This is a genomic window from Kitasatospora sp. NBC_01287 (assembly GCF_026340565.1).
In the GTDB taxonomy this organism is placed as follows: domain Bacteria; phylum Actinomycetota; class Actinomycetes; order Streptomycetales; family Streptomycetaceae; genus Kitasatospora.
Genome location: NZ_JAPEPB010000002.1, coordinates 747292 through 765268 on the forward strand (window position 1 = coordinate 747292; position 17977 = coordinate 765268).

At 74.5% G+C, this 17977-nt stretch carries 14 protein-coding genes; 9 read left to right on the forward strand and 5 right to left on the reverse strand.

Annotated features, from left to right (window positions below):
- Position 1 precedes the first annotated feature (1 nt).
- The 4 genes from OG455_RS40185 to OG455_RS40200 are packed head-to-tail and all read left to right on the forward strand — an operon-like array spanning position 2 to position 7276.
- Positions 2-3820 (forward strand): type I polyketide synthase, encoded by a 3819-nt coding sequence (locus tag OG455_RS40185; protein ID WP_266301718.1) that lies wholly within the window; start codon positions 2-4, stop codon positions 3818-3820.
- A 13-nt stretch (positions 3821-3833) separates the two neighbouring features.
- Positions 3834-5228: an MATE family efflux transporter gene (locus OG455_RS40190; protein WP_266301719.1), complete on the forward strand. Its 1395-nt coding sequence runs from the start codon at positions 3834-3836 to the stop codon at positions 5226-5228.
- Positions 5216-6799, forward strand: a complete 1584-nt coding sequence (locus tag OG455_RS40195) for a hypothetical protein (protein ID WP_266301720.1) — start codon at positions 5216-5218, stop codon at positions 6797-6799. Before OG455_RS40190 ends, OG455_RS40195 begins: the two co-directional genes overlap by 13 nt.
- A gap of 6 nt (positions 6800-6805) precedes the next feature.
- Positions 6806-7276, forward strand: a complete 471-nt coding sequence (locus OG455_RS40200) for an ATP-binding protein (protein WP_266301721.1) — start codon at positions 6806-6808, stop codon at positions 7274-7276.
- A 108-nt stretch (positions 7277-7384) separates the two neighbouring features.
- Here OG455_RS40200 and OG455_RS40205 read toward each other — a convergent pair whose 3' ends face one another.
- A complete protein-coding gene (locus OG455_RS40205; protein ID WP_266301722.1) occupies positions 7385-8317 on the reverse strand; it encodes a SigB/SigF/SigG family RNA polymerase sigma factor in 933 nt (310 codons plus the stop codon).
- A 223-nt stretch (positions 8318-8540) separates the two neighbouring features.
- On the reverse strand, positions 8541-9590 hold the full coding sequence (locus OG455_RS40210) for a mechanosensitive ion channel family protein (RefSeq protein ID WP_266301723.1): 1050 nt from the start codon (positions 9588-9590) through the stop codon (positions 8541-8543).
- 243 nt (positions 9591-9833) lie between these two features.
- Here OG455_RS40210 and OG455_RS40215 point away from each other — a divergent pair, with 243 nt between their 5' ends.
- Together OG455_RS40215 and OG455_RS40220 are read left to right on the forward strand one after the other, a co-directional pair.
- Complete coding sequence (locus tag OG455_RS40215; RefSeq protein ID WP_266301724.1) at positions 9834-10277, forward strand: SsgA family sporulation/cell division regulator; 444 nt, start codon at positions 9834-9836, stop codon at positions 10275-10277.
- A gap of 234 nt (positions 10278-10511) precedes the next feature.
- A complete protein-coding gene (locus OG455_RS40220; protein WP_266301725.1) occupies positions 10512-11435 on the forward strand; it encodes a YhjD/YihY/BrkB family envelope integrity protein in 924 nt (307 codons plus the stop codon).
- A gap of 16 nt (positions 11436-11451) precedes the next feature.
- Here OG455_RS40220 and OG455_RS40225 read toward each other — a convergent pair whose 3' ends face one another.
- Entirely contained in the window at positions 11452-12048 is a 597-nt protein-coding gene (locus OG455_RS40225; RefSeq protein WP_266301726.1) for a TetR/AcrR family transcriptional regulator, read from the reverse strand.
- 121 nt (positions 12049-12169) lie between these two features.
- Positions 12170-13648, reverse strand: a complete 1479-nt coding sequence (locus OG455_RS40230) for an MFS transporter (protein ID WP_266301727.1) — start codon at positions 13646-13648, stop codon at positions 12170-12172.
- A gap of 214 nt (positions 13649-13862) precedes the next feature.
- Here OG455_RS40230 and OG455_RS40235 point away from each other — a divergent pair, with 214 nt between their 5' ends.
- On the forward strand, positions 13863-14759 hold the full coding sequence (locus OG455_RS40235) for a DMT family transporter (RefSeq protein ID WP_266301728.1): 897 nt from the start codon (positions 13863-13865) through the stop codon (positions 14757-14759).
- Between the two features lie 67 nt (positions 14760-14826).
- Here OG455_RS40235 and OG455_RS40240 read toward each other — a convergent pair whose 3' ends face one another.
- Complete coding sequence (locus tag OG455_RS40240; protein WP_266301729.1) at positions 14827-15252, reverse strand: nitroreductase family deazaflavin-dependent oxidoreductase; 426 nt, start codon at positions 15250-15252, stop codon at positions 14827-14829.
- A gap of 221 nt (positions 15253-15473) precedes the next feature.
- On the opposite strand from OG455_RS40240, the gene OG455_RS40245 reads away from it, so the two are divergent.
- Both OG455_RS40245 and OG455_RS40250 read left to right on the forward strand, forming a co-directional pair.
- Positions 15474-16349, forward strand: coding sequence for a MoxR family ATPase (locus OG455_RS40245; protein ID WP_266301730.1), 876 nt, complete (start codon positions 15474-15476; stop codon positions 16347-16349).
- Complete coding sequence (locus tag OG455_RS40250; protein WP_266301731.1) at positions 16346-17782, forward strand: VWA domain-containing protein; 1437 nt, start codon at positions 16346-16348, stop codon at positions 17780-17782. The genes OG455_RS40245 and OG455_RS40250 overlap by 4 nt, the downstream gene beginning before the upstream one ends.
- Positions 17783-17977 lie beyond the last annotated feature (195 nt).

Consider the following 17977-nt stretch of genomic DNA (forward strand, 5'->3'; position numbering starts at 1 on the left):
CATGAGCCCTGTCAGCCCTGTCAGCCCTGACACCAGCGCCCCGAACACCGGCGGCCCGAACACCGGCGCCCCGAACACGGACCTCGCCATCGTCGGCATCGGCATCGAACTACCCGGCGCCCACGACATCGAGGCGTACTGGCGGATCATCAGCTCCGGCACCAGCCTCACCCGGCCCTTCCCCGCCGACCGGGGCCAGCTGCTGACCGAGTACGTCCGCTACCTGCGGGCGACCACCGTCGAACCGGTCGCCGACACCGGGGTCGACTACTACGACGGCTGCTACCTGGACGAGGTGGACGGCTTCGACCACGCCGTCTTCGGGATGAACCCCAAGCAGGCCGCCACCACCGACCCGCACCAGCGGCTGGCCCTGCGCACCATGTACCGCGCCATGGAGGACGCGGGCCACACCGGCGACCGGGTGCGCGGCAGCCGCACCGGCGTCTTCGTCGGCTTCGCCACCAACCCCGGCTCCACCTACCTGGACTACATCTGCCGGACCGACCCGGCGCTGGCCCAGCTCGCGCTGACCGGCAACATCCCGACCATGATGGCCAACCGGCTCTCCCACGTGCTCGACCTGCGCGGCCCCAGCCTGGTGGTCGACACCGCCTGCTCCGCCTCGCTGGTCGCCGTCCACCAGGCCAAGAACGCGCTGCGCGCGGGCGACTGCGACCTCGCCGTGGTCGGCGGGGCCCGGATCGTCTTCGCGCCCGTGCGGCACCCGCACACCAGGATCGGCATCGAGGCGGCGGACGGGATCACCCGCACCTTCGACGAGTCCGCCGACGGCACCGGCTTCGGCGAGGGCGCGGGCGCGGTGGTGCTCAAGCGGCTGGCCGACGCGATCGCCGACGGCGACCGGATCCACGCCGTGCTCAAGGGCACGGCGGTCAACCACGACGGCCGCACCGAGGGGATCACCAACCCCGACTCCGACTCCCAGGCCGAACTCCTGCTGGCCGCCTGGCGTGACGCGGGCGTCGAGGGGCGCAGCATCGGCTACCTGGAGGCGCACGGCACCGCCACCAGCGTCGGCGACCCGGTCGAGTACGAGGGCCTGCGCCGCGCCTTCGCCCGGCAGACCGCCGACCTGGGGTTCTGCGCGGTGGGCGCGGTCAAGGCCAACATCGGCCACCTCTTCGAGAGTTCCGGCGTGGTGGGGCTGATCAAGGCCGCGCTCACGCTCAAGTACCGCACCATCCCGCCACTGGCCAACTTCAAGGTCGCCAACCCGAGCATCGACTTCGCGGCCGGGCCGCTCTACGTGCCCACCGCCGCCGAACCCTGGACCGCCGAGGACGGGCCGCGGCGCAGCGGCGTCAGCGCGTTCGGCCTGGGCGGCACCAACGCCCATGCGGTGCTGGAGGAGTACACGGCCCCGCCGGCGCCGCCCGCCGCGCCCGGGCCGCGGCTCTTCGCGCTCAGCGCGGCGACCCCGGCCTCGCTGGAGCAGTTGGTCCGGCGCTACCTCGCGCTGATCGACCGCGGCGGGCTGGGCGGCGTCGAGTTCGCCGACGTCTGCCACACCGCCCGGGTGTCGCGCGCCGCGCACCGGCACCGGCTGGCGGTGATCGCCGGTGACCTGGCCCAACTGCGCGCCGGGCTCGCCCAGGGCACCGCCGGCACGCTGACCGACCTGACGACCGACCCGACCGACCCGACCGACCCGACCGCCCTCGACGATCCCCACTCCCCGCACGCCGCCGCCACCACCGCCGCCACTGCCTGGCTGGCCGGCGGCACGCTCGCGCCGCTGCCCGAGCCGGACGGCCGGCTGCCGCGGATCGTGGACCTGCCCGGCTACGTGTACGACGACGCCACCGGCTGGATCGCCTTCCCGGACGACTGGCGCGAGCGGCTCGCCATCGCGCCCGAGGAGCGGCACCCGGCCACCCACAGCGTGGAGTTCCGCCCGGCCCCCGCGCCCGGCGCCCCGCAGGCGCCGGTGCGCGTCCTCGCCCTGGTCGGCCCCGAGGGCCCGGGCGGCGACGCGCGGGCCGCCCTCACCGCGGCCGCGGGCGGGCACGAGCTGCGGGTGCTGCGGCTGGCCGAGCCGGGCTCGCCGCAGGCCGAGGAGCCCGACCGGTTCACCCTGGACCCGGCCTCGCTGGACCGGATCGCCGAGCTGGTGCTGGACCACGACTACACCCACGTGGTGCACGCGCTCGCCTTCGAGCGCGGCCCGGCCGCCTCCGTCGACGAGCTCGACCGCCGGGTGCGGACCAACCTGCGCAGCCTCTTCCTGCTCGCCAAGTCCCTGATGACGCACGGGGTGAAGACCACCCTCGCGGTGCTCAGCCGCCAGGCCGTGCCCGCCGAGCAGGGCGAGGTCTGCGCGGTGGAGAACGCCTCGCTGGTGGGCCTGGCCAAGGCGGTCACCCGCGAGTACCCGTACCTGAGCACCCTGGTGGTCGACGTCGACGACGCGGTGCCGGCCGAAGCGCTGGGCGCCCGGCTGCTCGCCCCGGAGCCGGGCGTCTTCGTGCTGCGCGGCGAGCGCGAACTGCGCGAGTTCTTCGCCGAGTTGCCCGAGGTGCCGGCCGATGGACCCGCCGAGTACCTGCGGCCCGGCGGCGTCTACCTCATCACCGGCGGCACCGGGGCGCTCGGCCTGGCGGTGGCCCGCTGGTTCGCCGAACGGCAGTCCGGGCTGACCCTGGTGCTGCTCAGCCGCTCCGGCCTGCCGCCGCGCGAGCAGTGGCCCGCCGTGGTCGCCGCCGGCCCCGAACACCCGATGGCCGAGCGGGTCCTGGCCGTCCAGGAGCTGGCGGAGCTGGGCGCCACCGTCGAGGTGCGCGCCACCGACGCGGGCGACCCGGCCGCGCTGGCCGCCGCCGCCACCGAACTGCTGGACCGGTACGGGCGGATCGACGGCATCGTGCACGCGGCCGGCCTGCCCGGCGGCAGCACCCTGATCTTCCGCGAGCCGGACGACTTCGACGCGGTCCTGCGGCCCAAGATGCACGGCGCCTTCGTGCTCGACCAGGCGACCCGGGACAACCGCCCCGACTTCGTCGTGCACTTCTCCTCGGTCGCCGCCGTCTTCCCCGCCCCCGGGCAGGGCGACTACGCGGCCGCCAACTACTACCTGGACGCGCTGGCCGCGGCCAACGCCGACCGGCGCTGCCACGTGCTGGCCGTCGACTGGGTGGCCTGGCGGGAGATCGGCATGGCGGTGACGTACGGCAGCAACGGCGACACCACCTTCAAGAGCCTGCCCACCGCGACCGCCCTGTCGATCATGGACGCCGGGCTCAGGTCCCGCACCAGCCGGATCTTCGCCGGCGAGGCCCACTACGGCGGCGAACTGATCCACCTGCTCGACTCCTTCGACGTCGCCCTCGCTCCCGAGGTCGGGGCCAAGGTGACGGCCGCGGTCGCCGCCGCCGAGGGCCGGCTGCGCCAGGCCGCCGACCGGATCAGGAGCGCGGTGGCCGCCGTCACCGTCGAGCTCACCGGCCGGCCGGAGGGCGACTACACCCCGGTGGAGCGCACCATCGCCCGCTGCATGGCCCAGGCCTTCGGCTACGCCGCGCTGGACCTGGAGGACGACTTCTTCGACCTCGGCGGCGACTCGATCATGGCCGCCTCGGTGGCGGGCACCATCTCGGCCTGCCTGGGCGTCCGGTTCGACGTGGCCGACCTGCTGGCCGACCGGACGATCTCGGAGATCGCCTACCACCTCGAATCCTCCGGCGAGCTGCCCTTCGACGCCGACACCGACATCGACGCCTACACCGACACAACCGCCTGCACGAACACCCACACGAACACCCACACGAACACCGACTCCGACGCCAACTCCGACGCCTAGCCAGGGACATCCCATGACGGACCTGACCGAGGGCCCCGTGCTCTCCCGGATCGTCGGCTTCGCCCTGCCGCTGACCCTGGCCGACCTGCTGCAGCAGGGCTACCTGCTGGTCGACAGCATCATCGTGGGCCGCTACGTCGGCATCGACGGCCTCGCGGCCGTCGGTGCCGGCCAGCCGCTCTTCTACCTGATGAACGCCATGTTCATCGGCATCGGCACCGCCTTCACCATCCGACTGGCCCACCTCACGGGCGCCCGGGAGGGCACCGAGGTCCGCGCCGTCGCCCGCTCGCTCACCCTCTTCACCGTCGCCTGGAGCCTGGGCGCGATGCTGCTGACCGTGCTGCTCGCCCGCTTCGCCTTCGACCTGATCGGCATCCACGGCCAACTGGTCCACCAGAGCCGCCAGTTCCTGGACACCCTGGCGCTCGGCTTCCCGGCGATCTTCGGCGGCGCGGCGGTCAGCGCGTTCCTGCGCGGCTTCGGCGCCTCGCGGGCGGCGATGTGGATCCAGGGCCTGGGCAGCGTGGTGAACGCCGCGCTGGCCTGGTTCTTCGTCGCCGGGCTCCACCTGGGCGTGGCGGGCGCGGCGCTGGCCACGGTCGCGGCCGCCACGCTGGCCCTGGCGGTCGGCGGGGTGCACCTGCGCCGCGCCTACCGGCTGGGCCCGCGCACGGGCGAACCCGCCGTGCGCAAGGAGCTGACCGAGGCGCTGCGGCTGGGCGCGCCACTGGCGATCCAGCACATCGGCCTGGCCCTGGGCATCATGGTGCTGGTCTGGATCATCGCGGGCTTCGGCCCGGTCTGCCTGGCCGCCTTCACCGTGGTGGGCCGGCTGGAGCTGTTCACCTCGCTGCTCTTCCTCGACCTCTCCGGCGGCCTGTGCGCGTTCGTCGCGCAGAACCTGGGCGCGGGCCGCGCCGAGCGCATCCGCGCCGGACTGCGGCAGGCCGTGCTGCTCACCGTCGGCCTCACCGTGCTGGTCTCGGCCCTGGTGCTGCTCGGCCGCACCCCGATCGCCGACCTGTTCACCGCCGATCGGCAGGCCCGGGCACTGACGGTGCGCTACCTCCTGATCACCTATCCCTTCTTCGCCTGCTACACCGTGATGGTGGTGGTCCACGGCTACCTCAACGGCGCCCGGCGCACCGCCGTCCCGCTGGTCTGCACCGTGCTCGCCTTCGGGCTGACCCAGGTCCCCGCCGCCTACCTGCTGCACCGGCCGCTCGGGATCGACGGGGTGATGTGGGCGGTGGTGCTGGGCTGGAGCGTCGGGCTGGCCTACACGCTCTTCTCGGTGCGCCACCAACTGCGCCCGGTGCCGGCCGGCGCGGCGGTGGACGCGCCCGCTCCGGACCCGGCCCACCCCACGGAACAGGCCGAGGAGGCTGCCACATGGGCGACATGACGGTCCGTCAGATCGACTTCTCCGGCGGCCGCTCCCGCACCGTGCCGCTCGCCTGGGGGCAGCGCACCGCCTGGGAGGACATCGGCCACTACCTGCCCGAGCTGAAGGCCTTCTTCGTCCTCACCCGGCGGGTACCGGTCCCCGCGGGCCTCGGCCTGGCGGCCATCACCGACGCGCTGCGGGTGCTGCTGGAGCGCCACGAGTCGCTGCGCAGCCGCTACCGCGCCCTGCCGGCGGCAACCGGCACCACGCCCGGCACCGCACCCGACATCATGCCCGGCGCCGCACCCGCCAGCGGTCCCGGCACGGCCGAGCGGCAGGTGGTCCAGCAGGTGCTGCCCGCCGGCCTGGTGCCGCTCACCTTGGTCGAGTGGGGGCCCACGGACCCGCTGCCCTTCGCGGCCGCCGTCGAGCGGGCCGAACAGGCGATGGTCGGCGCCCGCATCGAGCACGCGAGCGAGCCGCCCGTCCGGTTCCGCGTGGTGACCCGCGCGGGCGAGGCGGCACTGGTGCTCCTCGGGGTCTCGCACCTGGCCGCCGACGCGCGGGCCGTCGACCTGCTGATGGCCGAACTGGCCGGCCTGCTCGCCGCGGCGGCCGCGGGCGCACCCACCCCGCCGCCGTGGACCAGCTGGCAGCCCGCCGACCAGGTGGCCTTCGAGCAGTCACCGGCCGGCATGCTGCGCAACGCGGCGTCGCTGCGGCGGCTGCGCGGGCAACTGGCTTCCGCCACAGCGGCGTTCCCCGAGCCGCTACCGCCGCCGCGCCATCCCGGGCATCCGCGCTACCTGTGCGGCCGCCTGGAGTCGCGGGCCGTCCCGCTCGCGCTGCGGGTGCTCGCCCGCCGCCACCGCACCGGCGGCTCGGCCGTGCTGCTCGCCGCCACCGCCGCCCTCACCCGCGCGCTGACCGGCGCCGAGCGGTGCACCTTCGCCCTGGTGGCGGCCGGACGCACCGACCCGCGCGCCGCCCAGTTCGCCGTCTCCAGCCTCAGCCAGACCACCTGGGCCACCCTGGACACCGCCGTGGACAGCTTCGCCGAACTGACCGCGGCCGCCGCCACCGCCCTCGCGGAGGCCGACCGGCACTGCCCGTACGATCCGCTGGCCGCCCGGGCCCTGGTCCGCGACCTGGAGCGGCGGCGCGGCACGGCGCTCGACCTGGGCTGCCGTTTCAACGACATGTGGGCCTGGACCAGGAAGCAGCCCGTCCGCGAGCTGCCCGACCACGCCGCCGTCCAGGCAGCCACGTCCGCCGGCCGCCTGTGCTGGCCGGCCGACCAGGCCACCGACAACGACCGGATCACCCTCTCGGTGAACGTCTACGGCACCGCGGACCGGATCATCCTCGACGCGCTCGCCGACACCTTCCGCCTGCCCCGCCCGCGCCTGGCCGCACTGCTGCTCGGCTACGAGCGGCTGCTGGTGGAGCTGGTCGCCCGCGACGTGCCACCGGCCGAGACCGCCCGCCTGCTGGAAGGAGACCGCAGGTGTTCACCCGGGTTTCCCGGGCAGACGGGAGTCAACAGCGGAAACGTCTCGCGCCTGCTGTGCGGGCCGGAGTCGGAGTGAGCAGAGATGAGTGTGAGTGACCTGGAGGCCGTCGCCCTCGCGGTGCTGCCCGATCTGCCGGCGCACGGGCAGATCCGCCGGCTCGCCCTGAGCGGCACCGCAGGGACGGTCGGACGCGCCCGCGACCACACCCGCCGCGCCCTGCACGACTGGGGTTGGCTGCCGACCCAGGACCCGGACCAGCGGGCCCGCGCCGACGACGTCCTGCTCCTCGTCTCCGAACTCGTCACCAACGCCTGCCGCCACACCGACGGGCCCGAGCACCTCACCCTGCGTGCCACCCCCACCCGGCTGCGCATCGAGGTCACCGACACCGACCCCACCCACCCCGCGCCCCGCCGCCCCCACCTCGCCACCAGTCTCGGCGGCCACGGCCTGCACACCGTCGCCCTCCTCGCCAGCCGCTGGGGCAGCGCCCCCCACCCCGACCGACCCGGCAAGACCGTCTGGGCCGAGATCGACCTCCCCACCCCCTGAACCCCCCACCAGCTGAACCACCGCACATCACGCGCGCAGCACGCCGGACATGCCGAGCGCCCGTCCACCCGACCAGGAACCGGGTGGACGGGCGCTCGGCGCGTCGGCTCACTCCTCGGCGAGCAGCGCGGTGCGCAGCGAGCCGAGCGTGCGGTTGAGCAGCCGGGAGACGTGCATCTGGGAGATGCCCAGCTGCTTGCCGATCTGCGCCTGGGTGAGGTCGGCACCGAAGCGCAGCGAGAGGATCGTCCGGTCGCGCTCGGGCAGCGCGGCGATCAGCGGCTTCAGCGCGTGCAGGCCCAGGATCAGCTCGTAGCGGGACTCCTCGGTGGTGAGCCGGTCGGCCATCGGCTGCGGGCTGCCGCCGCGCGGGTCGTCCTGGACGGGCGGAGCGTCCAGCGAACGGGTGCTCTGCGCCTGGGCGGCGGTCAGGCCCTCGGCCACCTCGGCCTCGGTCAGCTCCAGGTGCTCGGCCAGCTCGGCGGTGGTGGGGACCCGGTCCAGCGCCTGCTCCAGCGCGTCGGAGGCCTTGGCCAGTTCGAGGCGCAGCTCCTGCAGGCGGCGCGGCACGTGGACCATCCAGCCGGTGTCGCGGAAGAAGCGCTTGATCTCGCCGCTGATGGTGGGGATGGCGAAGGTGGAGAACTCCACCTCGTAAGCGGGATCGAACCGGTCGATGGCCTTGATCAGCCCGACCACGCCGACCTGGACGATGTCCTCCTGCGGCTCGCTGCGGTGCCGGAAGCGCGAGGCGGCGAACTTCACCAGCGCCATGTTCAGCTCGATCAGCGTGGCCCGGACGTAGGAGTACTCGTCGGTGCCCTCCTCGGCCGCGCGCAGGCGGGCGAAGAGCACCTTCGACAGCGCGCGGGCGTCGGTCGGGCAGACCCGCGCCAGATCGTCCTCGACCGCGATCCCGATCCGTGAGGCGGCGTCCCGCAGGTCGCGGGCACCCTCGATCGCCCCCTGCGCGGCGGCCGGGCCCTGGACCTCGTGATCGACGCGGACGTCGGACTGGGCGACAGTCGCTGTGGCCGGCATGCTCTCTCCTCTGGCTACGGGCCCGCTCGGGGCCGCTGACGTGACGCGGGACCGCCTCCCCGCTTCACGCCACACCATGTCCGACTCCACGAAATAGCCAGGGGCTTTTCACATAGCCATCACATCCGACCGAGGTTCTTCATCGATTCCCTCAGCTCCATCAGCTCCGTCAGCTCCGTCAGCTCCGTCAGCTCCGTCAGCTCCGTCAGCTCCGTCAGCTCCATCAGTCGCCCACCGCCGACCCCCGATAGGTGAGGTCGATCCGGGGCAGCGCCTCGGGCGCGTGCTCGCGCAGGTAGGCGATCAGCCGCTCGCGGATCCAGCAGCGCAGCTCGAAGGCGTCCGCGGCGTTGCGGGCGGTCATCAGCGCGCGCACCACGATGGTGCTGGGGGTGGTGTCGACCAGTTGCAGGGCGCTGCCGACCCCGTCCCACCACTGGCACTCCTTCAGCAGCCGGTCGAACTCGGCGCGCAGCTCGTCCAGCGGTGCCCGGTGGTCCAGGTGGAGCAGGGCGGTGCCGGTGATCGCGGGGTCGCTCCGGGACCAGTTCTCGAACGGCTTGCCGACGAAGTAGGAGACCGGCATGACGATCCGCCGCTGGTCCCAGGTCGCGATCACCACAGAGGTCAGGGTGACCTCCTCGACCACACCCCAGTCCCCCGCGACCACCACGTTGTCGCCCAGGCGGACCATGTCGCCGAAGGCCAGCTGGATGCCGGCGAACAGGTTGGCCAGGGTGCTCTGCGCGGCGACCCCGACCACCAGGGTCACCAGGCCCGCCGAGGCGAGCAGGCTGGCGCCCACCGAGCGGACCGCCGGGAAGGTCATCAGCGCGCTCGCCAGCGCCACCACGGCGATGGCGGCCGCGCTCAGCCGGCGCAGCATGCCGGTCTGGGTGCGCACCCGGCGTATCCGGGCCGGGTCGCGGCGGTCGGTCGCGTACCGGGCCAGCGAGGTGTCGATCAGCAGCGCCAGCAGCCGGGCGAGCAGCCAGGCACCGGCGGCCATGGCGGCGAGCAGCAGCGCGTGGCGGATCGGACCGCGGGCGGCGCCCGGCAGGCCCGCGCCCGGCTCGGCGGCCAGCAGCAGCATGCTGGCCAGGGTGGCCAGGGTGGGCACCCGGCAGCCGCGCAGCAGCCGGCGCAGTTGCTGGCCGGGCCGCCGGCCGGGCAGGTGGCGGGCCAGCAGCAGCACGGCGCGGTCGAGCGCGGCGGTCGCCAGGGCGACCCCGCCGGCCAGCGCGAGCGGCCTGAGCAGGCTCCAGAGAGACATCCGACTCCTCATCGGTCGTGGCGCACGGCGGGCGGTCGCGGTTCGCCTGTCCGCACCCGGTGCCGGCAAACCGCTGCCGGCCCCAGCGGGCTCCCCCGCCCCGGGCCGGCCGGTCCGAATCGGCGGCGGCGGATCGGCATGGACCGCCCGGCACCGGGCAGACGGGCCAGCCGAGGGGCGGGGCCGACCCGGTCCGGGGCCGACCGCGCCCAGACCACCGAAGCGCCACCGGGAGGCCGGGCCATGCCAGAGACAGTCGAGTACCTCACCTCCGGACGACTCGCCGGCCCGCTGCCGCGCACCCTGCGGCTCGCGCTGCGCTACCGCGCCGACGACCCCTACGCCGTGAACCTCTGCTTCCCCGGCCCCGCCCTGCTGGGCGAGGGCCTGGTCGTCGAGGACGGCGGCCCGGCGGCGGACGGGCTGCACTGGACGGTCGGCCGGGAGCTGCTGGAGGAGGGCACCCGGCGGGCGGCCGGCCTGGGCGACCTGCGGATCCGGCCCGGCGCGGACGACACGGTCCGCCTGGAGTTCCACGCGGCGGACGGCTACGCCGCCTTCCACCTGGACCACGCCGACCTGCGCGGCTTCCTGGACGCGAGCTACCGCCTGGTGCCGCCGGGCACCGAGGACGAGCGGTGCGCCTGGCCGGCGACGGCCGAGGAGTTCGCCAACCGCCTCTTCTGAGCGCTCCCGCGCCGGATCCGCCCGGCCTGCCACGGCCCCGCGCGAGGGGATCGCACCAGAGCAGCGGCGAGCGGAGGGCGATCCCGGTGGCCGCGGCCCCGCGCGACGGGATCGCACCCCGGCCGAGCGGGGGAAATCACCGGCCCCGGCGCATGACCGCACCCGGAGCGGGGATGCGCAGGGGAGGAAGGTGGTCGAAATGGGTGCTCCGCTGATCGCACGAGGGTGTCCGGCATGCCCCGGGCCCGGCCGCTGAACGGCACCCGCACCGCCGTGCTCGACCGCGCCGCGCTGGCCGCCGGGGCCGCGGTGACAGCCGGACGGGCGCTGCTCGCCGCGCTGCCCGGCGCCGGGCAGGCACTGCGGGCGGCCGCCGCCGAGCTGTGGCAACGGGGGCGCGAGGTCGAACTGCTGCAGCGGTCGATGGCCTTCGCGGCCCTCTTCTTCGTGACCCTGGTGCCGCTGCTGGTGGTGATCGCCGCCGCCTCACCGGCCGGCGGCGACGGCATCACCGGCTGGATCACCGACGGCCTGGGCCTGAGCAGCCGCGGCACCGAGGCGGTCAGCGCGCTCTTCGCCTCCCAGCACGAGGTGCTCAGCACCACCACGGGCTTCAGCCTGGCCGCACTCGCCTTCTTCGGACTGTCGCTGATCGCCTCGATGCAGACCGCCTACGAGCGGATCTGGCAGCTGCCGCGCGGCCCCTGGCACACCGCGTGGCGGCAGGCGGTGGGCCTGGCGGGGGTGATCGGCTACGTGGTGATCGCCGCCTGGAGCGGCGAGCCGTTCAGCGGCAGCGCCGCGCAGCCCACCCTGCGGATCGCGGCCACGGTGCTCGGCGGCGCGCTGCTCTTCTGGTGGCTGCAGCGCCTGCTGCTCTCCGCCCGGGTGCCGTGGCGCACCCTGCTGCCCGGGGCGCTGGCCACCATGGCGGCGCTGGCGGGCCTGCGGTTCTTCTCCCGGCTGGTCTTCGCGCCGCTGCTGGTCTCCAACGCCGTCTCCTACGGCACGGTGGGCACGGTGCTGGTGGTCCAGTCCTGGCTGATCGGGGTCGGGTTCACCGTCTACGGCGGCGCGCTGGCCGGCCGCGCGCTGCACGCCCGATCCGCCCCTCCCGAGCGGCCGGAGCGGCCCGAGCGCACCGACGTGGCGGGCTGAGCCCGGCCGGCCCGACTCAGCGCGCGGGGTGCGGGGCGCGCAGCCCGTCCAGGTGGAGGTCCAGGTGGCGCCGCCAGGCGTCCGCCGGGACGGCGTCACCCGCGTCCACGATGCCGCGCAGCGCCCAGGCGGTCGCCTGGATGTCGGCCAGGACGGCGTCCGGGCGGATCGCGCCGTGCCGCTGGGCCTGGGCCAGGAGCTCGGTCAGCAGCGCCCGCAGCCGCTCGGTGTACTCGGGCTGCGGGCGGCCGAAGACCTTGTCGGCGTAGCCGCGGTGGTCGGCGAAGGACTGCCCGAGCACCCGCAGGAAGCGCTCCAGGCCCCGCCCGTCGGTGCGGCGCAGCTCCGTCTCGGCCGCCTCGATCAGCTCGTCCAGGATCAGCCGGACCAGCTCGTCGAGCAGGGTCTCCTTGTTCGGGAAGTGCCGGTAGAGGGTGCCCACCCCGACGCCCGCGCGGGAGGCGATCAGCTCCATGCTGGCGCCGGATCCGTGCTCGGACATCACCGCCCGGGCGGCGTCGACCACCAGCCGGTGGTTGCGCACGGCATCGCGCCGCACGGTCCGTGTCCCGCTGCCCCGCACGTTGATCGTCCCTCCTGGCGCGTCCGGCATGCTGCGCAGTCTAGGGTCTGACCTCCCAGGTCACCGCCTTCGCCGCCTCCGCCGCACCGGCCGCACCGGCCCGCGGGCGCGCTGGGGCGGGTGCGGCGGGGCAGGTGCGGCGGGGCAGGTGCTACTCCGGCTTGTCGCCGACCAGGGTGCCGGCGGCCAGCAGGCCGGATTCGGCGTGGGCGGGCTCGTCGGCGGGCAGCGAGTCCGCCACCCCGCGGGAGCGGCCGGCCACCGGGATCAGCAGCGCCGCGGCGGCGGCCACCAGCAGCGCGGCGGCCAGCATGGCGAAGCCGTTGGTGTAGCCGGCCTCGCGCGGCAGCCCGCTGGGGGCCGCGTGCGAGGTGACGACGCTGGCCATCAGCGCCGCGCCGACCGAGCCGCCGATGGTGCGAATGTTGGCGTTCATGCCGCTGGCCACGCCGGTCTGCGCGGGCGGCACGGCGCTCACGATCAGGCTGGACATCGCCGCGAAGGCGAGCCCGAAGCCGACGCCCATCACGCCGGTGCCGACGTAGATCTCCCAGGCGTGCTGGTGGGCGTAGGCGAAGATCGCCATCGCCGCCGTGCCGACCAGGCAGCCGAGCAGCACCACGGTCTTGGCGCCGATCCGGCGGGCCAGCCCGCCGGCCGCGGTGCCGACGAAGAACATGGTGATGGTCGCGGGCAGCAGCATCAGCCCGGAGCGGGTGATGTCGGCGCCGAAGCCGTAGCCGGCCGCCGAGGGGGTCTGCACGAACTCCGGCAGGAAGGCGAAGACGGCGTACATGCCGACGCCGATCAGCAGCGCCACCAGGTTGTTGGTCCACACCGCGGTCAGCCGCATCATGCCCATGTCGATCAGCGGCGCGGCCGCCCGGCGCTCGCTCTGCACCCACAGCACGGCCAGCAGCACGGCGGCCACCAGCAGCCCGATCACCTTGCCCGAGCCCCAGCCCCACTCGGGCGCCTCGCTCAGCGCCACCAGCAGCGCGACCAGCCAGGCGGAGAGCAGCAGCGCGGGCAACCAGCTGATCCGCCCGGGGGTGCGCACCGGCGAGGCCGGGATCAGGAAGAAGGCGGCGATCGCGGCCGCCACGGTCATGATCATCGGCAGCCAGAAGAGCCAGTGCCAGTCCAGCGCGTCCACGATCGGCCCGGCCAGCACGATGCCCAGGCCCGCGCCGACCGCGCTGAGCGAGGCGATGGTCCCGACCGCGCCGGAGACCTTCTCCTTCGGGTACTCGTCGCGGACGATGCCGAAGGCGAGCGGCAGCACACCGCCGCCGATGCCCTGGACCGCCCGGGCCACGATCATCAGCGTCACGTTGCCGGCCAGCGCGGCGAGCAGCGAGCCGACCGCGAGCGCTATCAGGGTGACGACGAAGACCCGCTCCTTGCCGATCATGTCGCCGATCCGCCCCATGATCGGCGTGAAGATCGAGGCGGAGAGCAGGTAGGCGGTGAGCACCCAGGTCACGGTGGACTGGGAGGTGTGCAGGTTGGCCTGGATCGTCGGCAGCACCGGGGTGACCAGCGACTGGAGCAGGGCGTACGCGGCCACGCCGGCGGCGAGGACGGCGAAGGTGACTTGGTGGTGTGTGCGCGGCGCGGCGGACGCCATCGGACCCTCCGGGATCGGCAGTGAAACGGAATGATCATTCCGATACCGACAGCCTAGCTGTTCAGGAATCAACATTCCGTTTTCTTTGCCGACCCGTGACCGGACTCGAGAATCGCCGGTGCCGCGACGATCACTCGTGGCAAGGTGAGTGGTGTCCACCGGCGGGGCGCCCAGCCGCTCCCGCCGACCCGCGGGACCAGGCGTCTGGAGACCCATGCACACCCCGCTGGCCGTGCTCTTCGCGCTGCTCACCACGGTCTTCAACGCGCTGGCGACGGTGCTGCAACGCAAGGCCGCCGGGCGGGTGCCGCTGCGCGGGATGGGCCGGGGGCTGTTCCCCGCGCTGCTGCGCCAGCGGGTCTGGCTGGGCGGCATGGTCGCGGTGGCCGCCGCCGCCTGCTGCCAGGCACTGGCGCTGGCCAACGGCCCGCTCTCGATCGTGCAGCCGATCTTCGTCCTGGAGTTGCTGATCGCCCTGCTGCTGGCCGGCCTGATCCTGCGCCGCCCGCTGCCGCCGCGGACCTGGCAGGCGGCCGGCTGGGTCACCGCGGGCCTGGGCGTGGCGCTCTGGGCGGCGGCGCCCAGCGGCGACGGCCCCTCGGCGGGCTTCACCCGCTGGCTGCTGGCCACGGTCAGCTGCCTGGGACTGGTGGCACTGCTGACCGCGGTGGCGGCCCGCCGGGGCGCCGGCCCCGTCCGGGCGGCCTGCCTGGCCCTGGGCGCCGCGCTCTGCTACGCGCTCACCGCGGCGATGCTCAAGGCCTCGGCGCTGGCCTGGCAGCGCGGCGGCCTGACCGCCTTCCTGACGGTCTGGCAGACCTACGGCTTCGCGCTGATCGGCGTGCTGGCCCTGTTCCTGCTGGAGAACGCGCTCCAGTCGGGCCAACTGGTCTTCTCCCAGCCCGCGCTGACCCTCGGCGACGCCTGCGCCAGCGTCGCGCTGGGCATGACGCTGTTCGGCGAGCGGATCCGCACCGGTGGCTGGGTCGCGGTCGAGTTGCTGGGCGTGGCGGCGGTCGCGGTCGGCGTGGTGCTGCTCAGCCAGGTGGCCGGCGCGCAGGAGCGGGCCGCGGCGGCCGCCCCGGAGCCCGCGGCCGACAGCCGGCGGTGAGGGGCCGCGGTGAGGGGCGGCGACCGACCGGGGCGGGGTGCGGTCGGCCACCCCGCCCCGGCGCCCGCTACTCGCCCTGCTCGGCGGCGTCCACCGGGTCGAGGACCACCACGGGCAGCACCCGCGAGGTCCCGCTCTGGTACTCGGCGAACTTGGGGAACGCCTCCACCATCAGCTCCCAGAGCTCCGCGCGCTCGGCCCCCTCGGCGGTGCGGGCCCGCACGGTGAACTGCCGGGCGCCGACCTGCACCCGGATCCGCGGCCGGGCGAGCAGGTTGAGGTACCAGTTGGGGTGGCTGTCGCTGCCGCCGCGCGAGGCGACCAGCACGTAGGCCTCGCCGACCTTGCGGTAGACGGCCGCGAACTTGCGCTCCTCACCACTGCTGCGGCCGATGGTGGTGAGGATGAGGGTGTAGACCCCGTCGAGCCACTCGTGGCCGATCTCGCCGTCCGACTCCTCGTAGGCGCGGATGTGCGTCTCCTGGAAGAGCATGCCGATCCCTCTCTTTCGGTAGTGTCACCGCTACCCAAGGTGACAGGTTCAGGCTAACGGCTCACCCGGGTGGAGCAACGGCCGTTCCGGGTCGGCGCTTCGTTCGACCCGGTAGGGTCACCCGGACGGGGCGGCGCACACGGGCGTCGCGCGCGAGCGGCGCACCTGAACGGTGCACGTGAACAGTGCACATGACGGCGTACGGGGCGGGAGTTGACGGCATGACCGATCAGCGGGAGGCGGGCTTCTTCGGCTCCGTCGAGGAGGTGTCGGCCCGGCTGGCCGAGGCGGGCTACCTGGCCTCCACTGCGGTGGCGACCACGGTCTTCCTGGCCGACCGGCTGGGCAAGCCGCTGCTGGTGGAGGGCCCGGCCGGGGTCGGCAAGACCGAGCTGGCCAAGGCGGTGGCCGCCGTGGCCGGCGCCCGGCTGGTGCGGCTGCAGTGCTACGAGGGGGTGGACGAGTCCCGCGCGCTCTACGAGTGGAACCACGCCAAGCAGCTGCTGCGGATCACCGCCGGGCGGGCGGAGAGCTGGGAGGCGACCAGGACCGACATCTTCAGCGAGGAGTTCCTGCTCCCCCGCCCGCTGCTGACCGCGATCCGCGGCAGCGAGCCGACCGTGCTGCTGATCGACGAGACCGACAAGGCCGACGTCGAGGTGGAGGGGCTGCTCCTGGAGGTGCTCAGCGACTTCCAGGTGACGATCCCGGAGCTGGGCACGATCACCGCCGAGCGCCGCCCCTTCGTGCTGCTCACCTCCAACGCGACCCGCGAGCTCTCCGAGGCGCTGCGCCGGCGCTGCCTCTTCCTGCACCTCGACTTCCCCGACCCGGAGCTGGAGGTGCGGATCGTCCGCTCCCGGGTGCCGGAGCTCGACCAGGCGCTGGCCGAGTCGGTGGTCAAGGTGATCGGCGCGCTGCGGGCGATGGAGCTGCGCAAGGCACCCTCGGTGGCGGAGGCGATCGACTGGGCCCGCACCCTGCTCGCGCTCGGCGCCGACACACTGACCGACGCGGTGGTCCGGGACAGCCTCGGCGTGATCCTCAAGCACCAGGAGGACCTGCGCCGGGCCGCCGAGAAGCTGACCCTGGCGTGAGCGAGCGGCAGCGGCAGGCACTGGCCGAGCGGCTGACCGCCTTCGTGCACGCGCTGCGCGCGAACGCCCTGCGGGTCGGCCCGGCCGAGACGGTGGACGCCGCCCAGGTGCTCGCCGTGCTCGGGCTGGCCGACCGGGAGCGGCTGCGCGAGGGCCTGGCCGCGGCCCTGCTGCGCGCGCACGGCCAGCGTTCCGTCTTCGACGCGACCTTCGACCTCTACTTCCCCGGCCGGGTCGGCGAGCCCGAGGCGGCGCGGCAGGCCGGCGATCCAGCGGCCACCGCTCAGGCGACCGGCGCTCAGGCGACCGGCGGTCCGACGGTCGAGCAGCTGCGCGAGGAGCTGGCCGCGGCGCTCGCGGCCGGCGACAGCGCCGCCATGGCGCAGCTGGCCGCGCGAGCCGTGGGCGCGCTCGGCGCGTTCGGCCAGGCGCCCGGGGCACCCGGCGCCGGCGGCTGGTCGGCGCACCAGACGCTGGACCGGCTGCGCCCGCAGATCCTGCTGGCCCGGGTGCTCGCCGCGCTGCGCGAGAGCCGGGGGCAGCGGCGCCCGGCCGAGGTCCTGGAACGGATCGAGCCGGACGAGATCCGCCGCCGGATCGAGGCCTTCCGCGCCCTGGTCGCCACCGAGGCCCGCCGCCGCAGCGCCGAGCTGCGCGGCACCGAGGAGATCGCCCGGCGGGCAGTGGCACCCAGCGTCGACCAGATCGACTTCCTGTTCGCGGGCCGCGAGCAACTCGCCGAACTGCGCCGTTCGGTGCGCCCACTCGCCCGCAAGCTGGCCACCCGGCTGGCGGCCCGCCGGCGCCGGGCGGCCCGCGGGCAGATCGACCTCCGCCGCACGGTGCGGCGCTCGCTGGGCACCGGCGGGGTGCCGCTGCGGCCCGCCTACCGGCGCCGCCGTCCGCAGCGGCCCGAACTGGTGCTGCTCTGCGACGTGTCCAGCTCGGTCGCCGGGTTCTCGGACTTCACCATGCTGCTGGTCCAGGCGCTGCGCGAGGAGTTCAGCCGGGTGCGGGTGTTCGCCTTCGTCAACCGGACCGACGAGGTGACCCACCTGCTCGGCAGCGGCGGCGACCCCGGTGACCTGGCCCGCCGGATCCCCGCCGAGGCCACGGTGCTCGGCCACCACCCGTACAGCGACTACGGCTCCTCGCTCGGCGAGTTCGTCGAGCGCTACCGGGAGGCGGTGGGTCCGCGCAGTTCGGTGCTGATCCTGGGCGACGCCCGCAACAACAACCGCGACCCCAACCTGCCTGCCCTGGCCCAACTGGCCCGGCAGGCCCGCCGGGTGCACTGGCTCAACCCCGAGCAGCCCGGCTCCTGGTCGACCGGCGACTCGGCGGCCCTCGCCTACGCGGGCGTGGTCCCGATGCACCCGTGCCGCAACGCACGCCAGTTGGGCGAGCTGATCACCCGTCTGCTGCCGCTCTGAGCGGCCGCTCCCCGCGGCGAACTAGCGGTCCGCGCCCTGCGGCACCCTGCGCAGGGCGCGGACCGCTGACCCCGGTCGGATCTTGACGCAACGTCAGGCCGATTGCCAGCCCCGCAGAGCTCTGAGATTCCTCTGAAAGACCACGGAGTTCCGCGCGCCCAATTCCCGTCCCGACTTCCCGTCCCGACTTCCCGT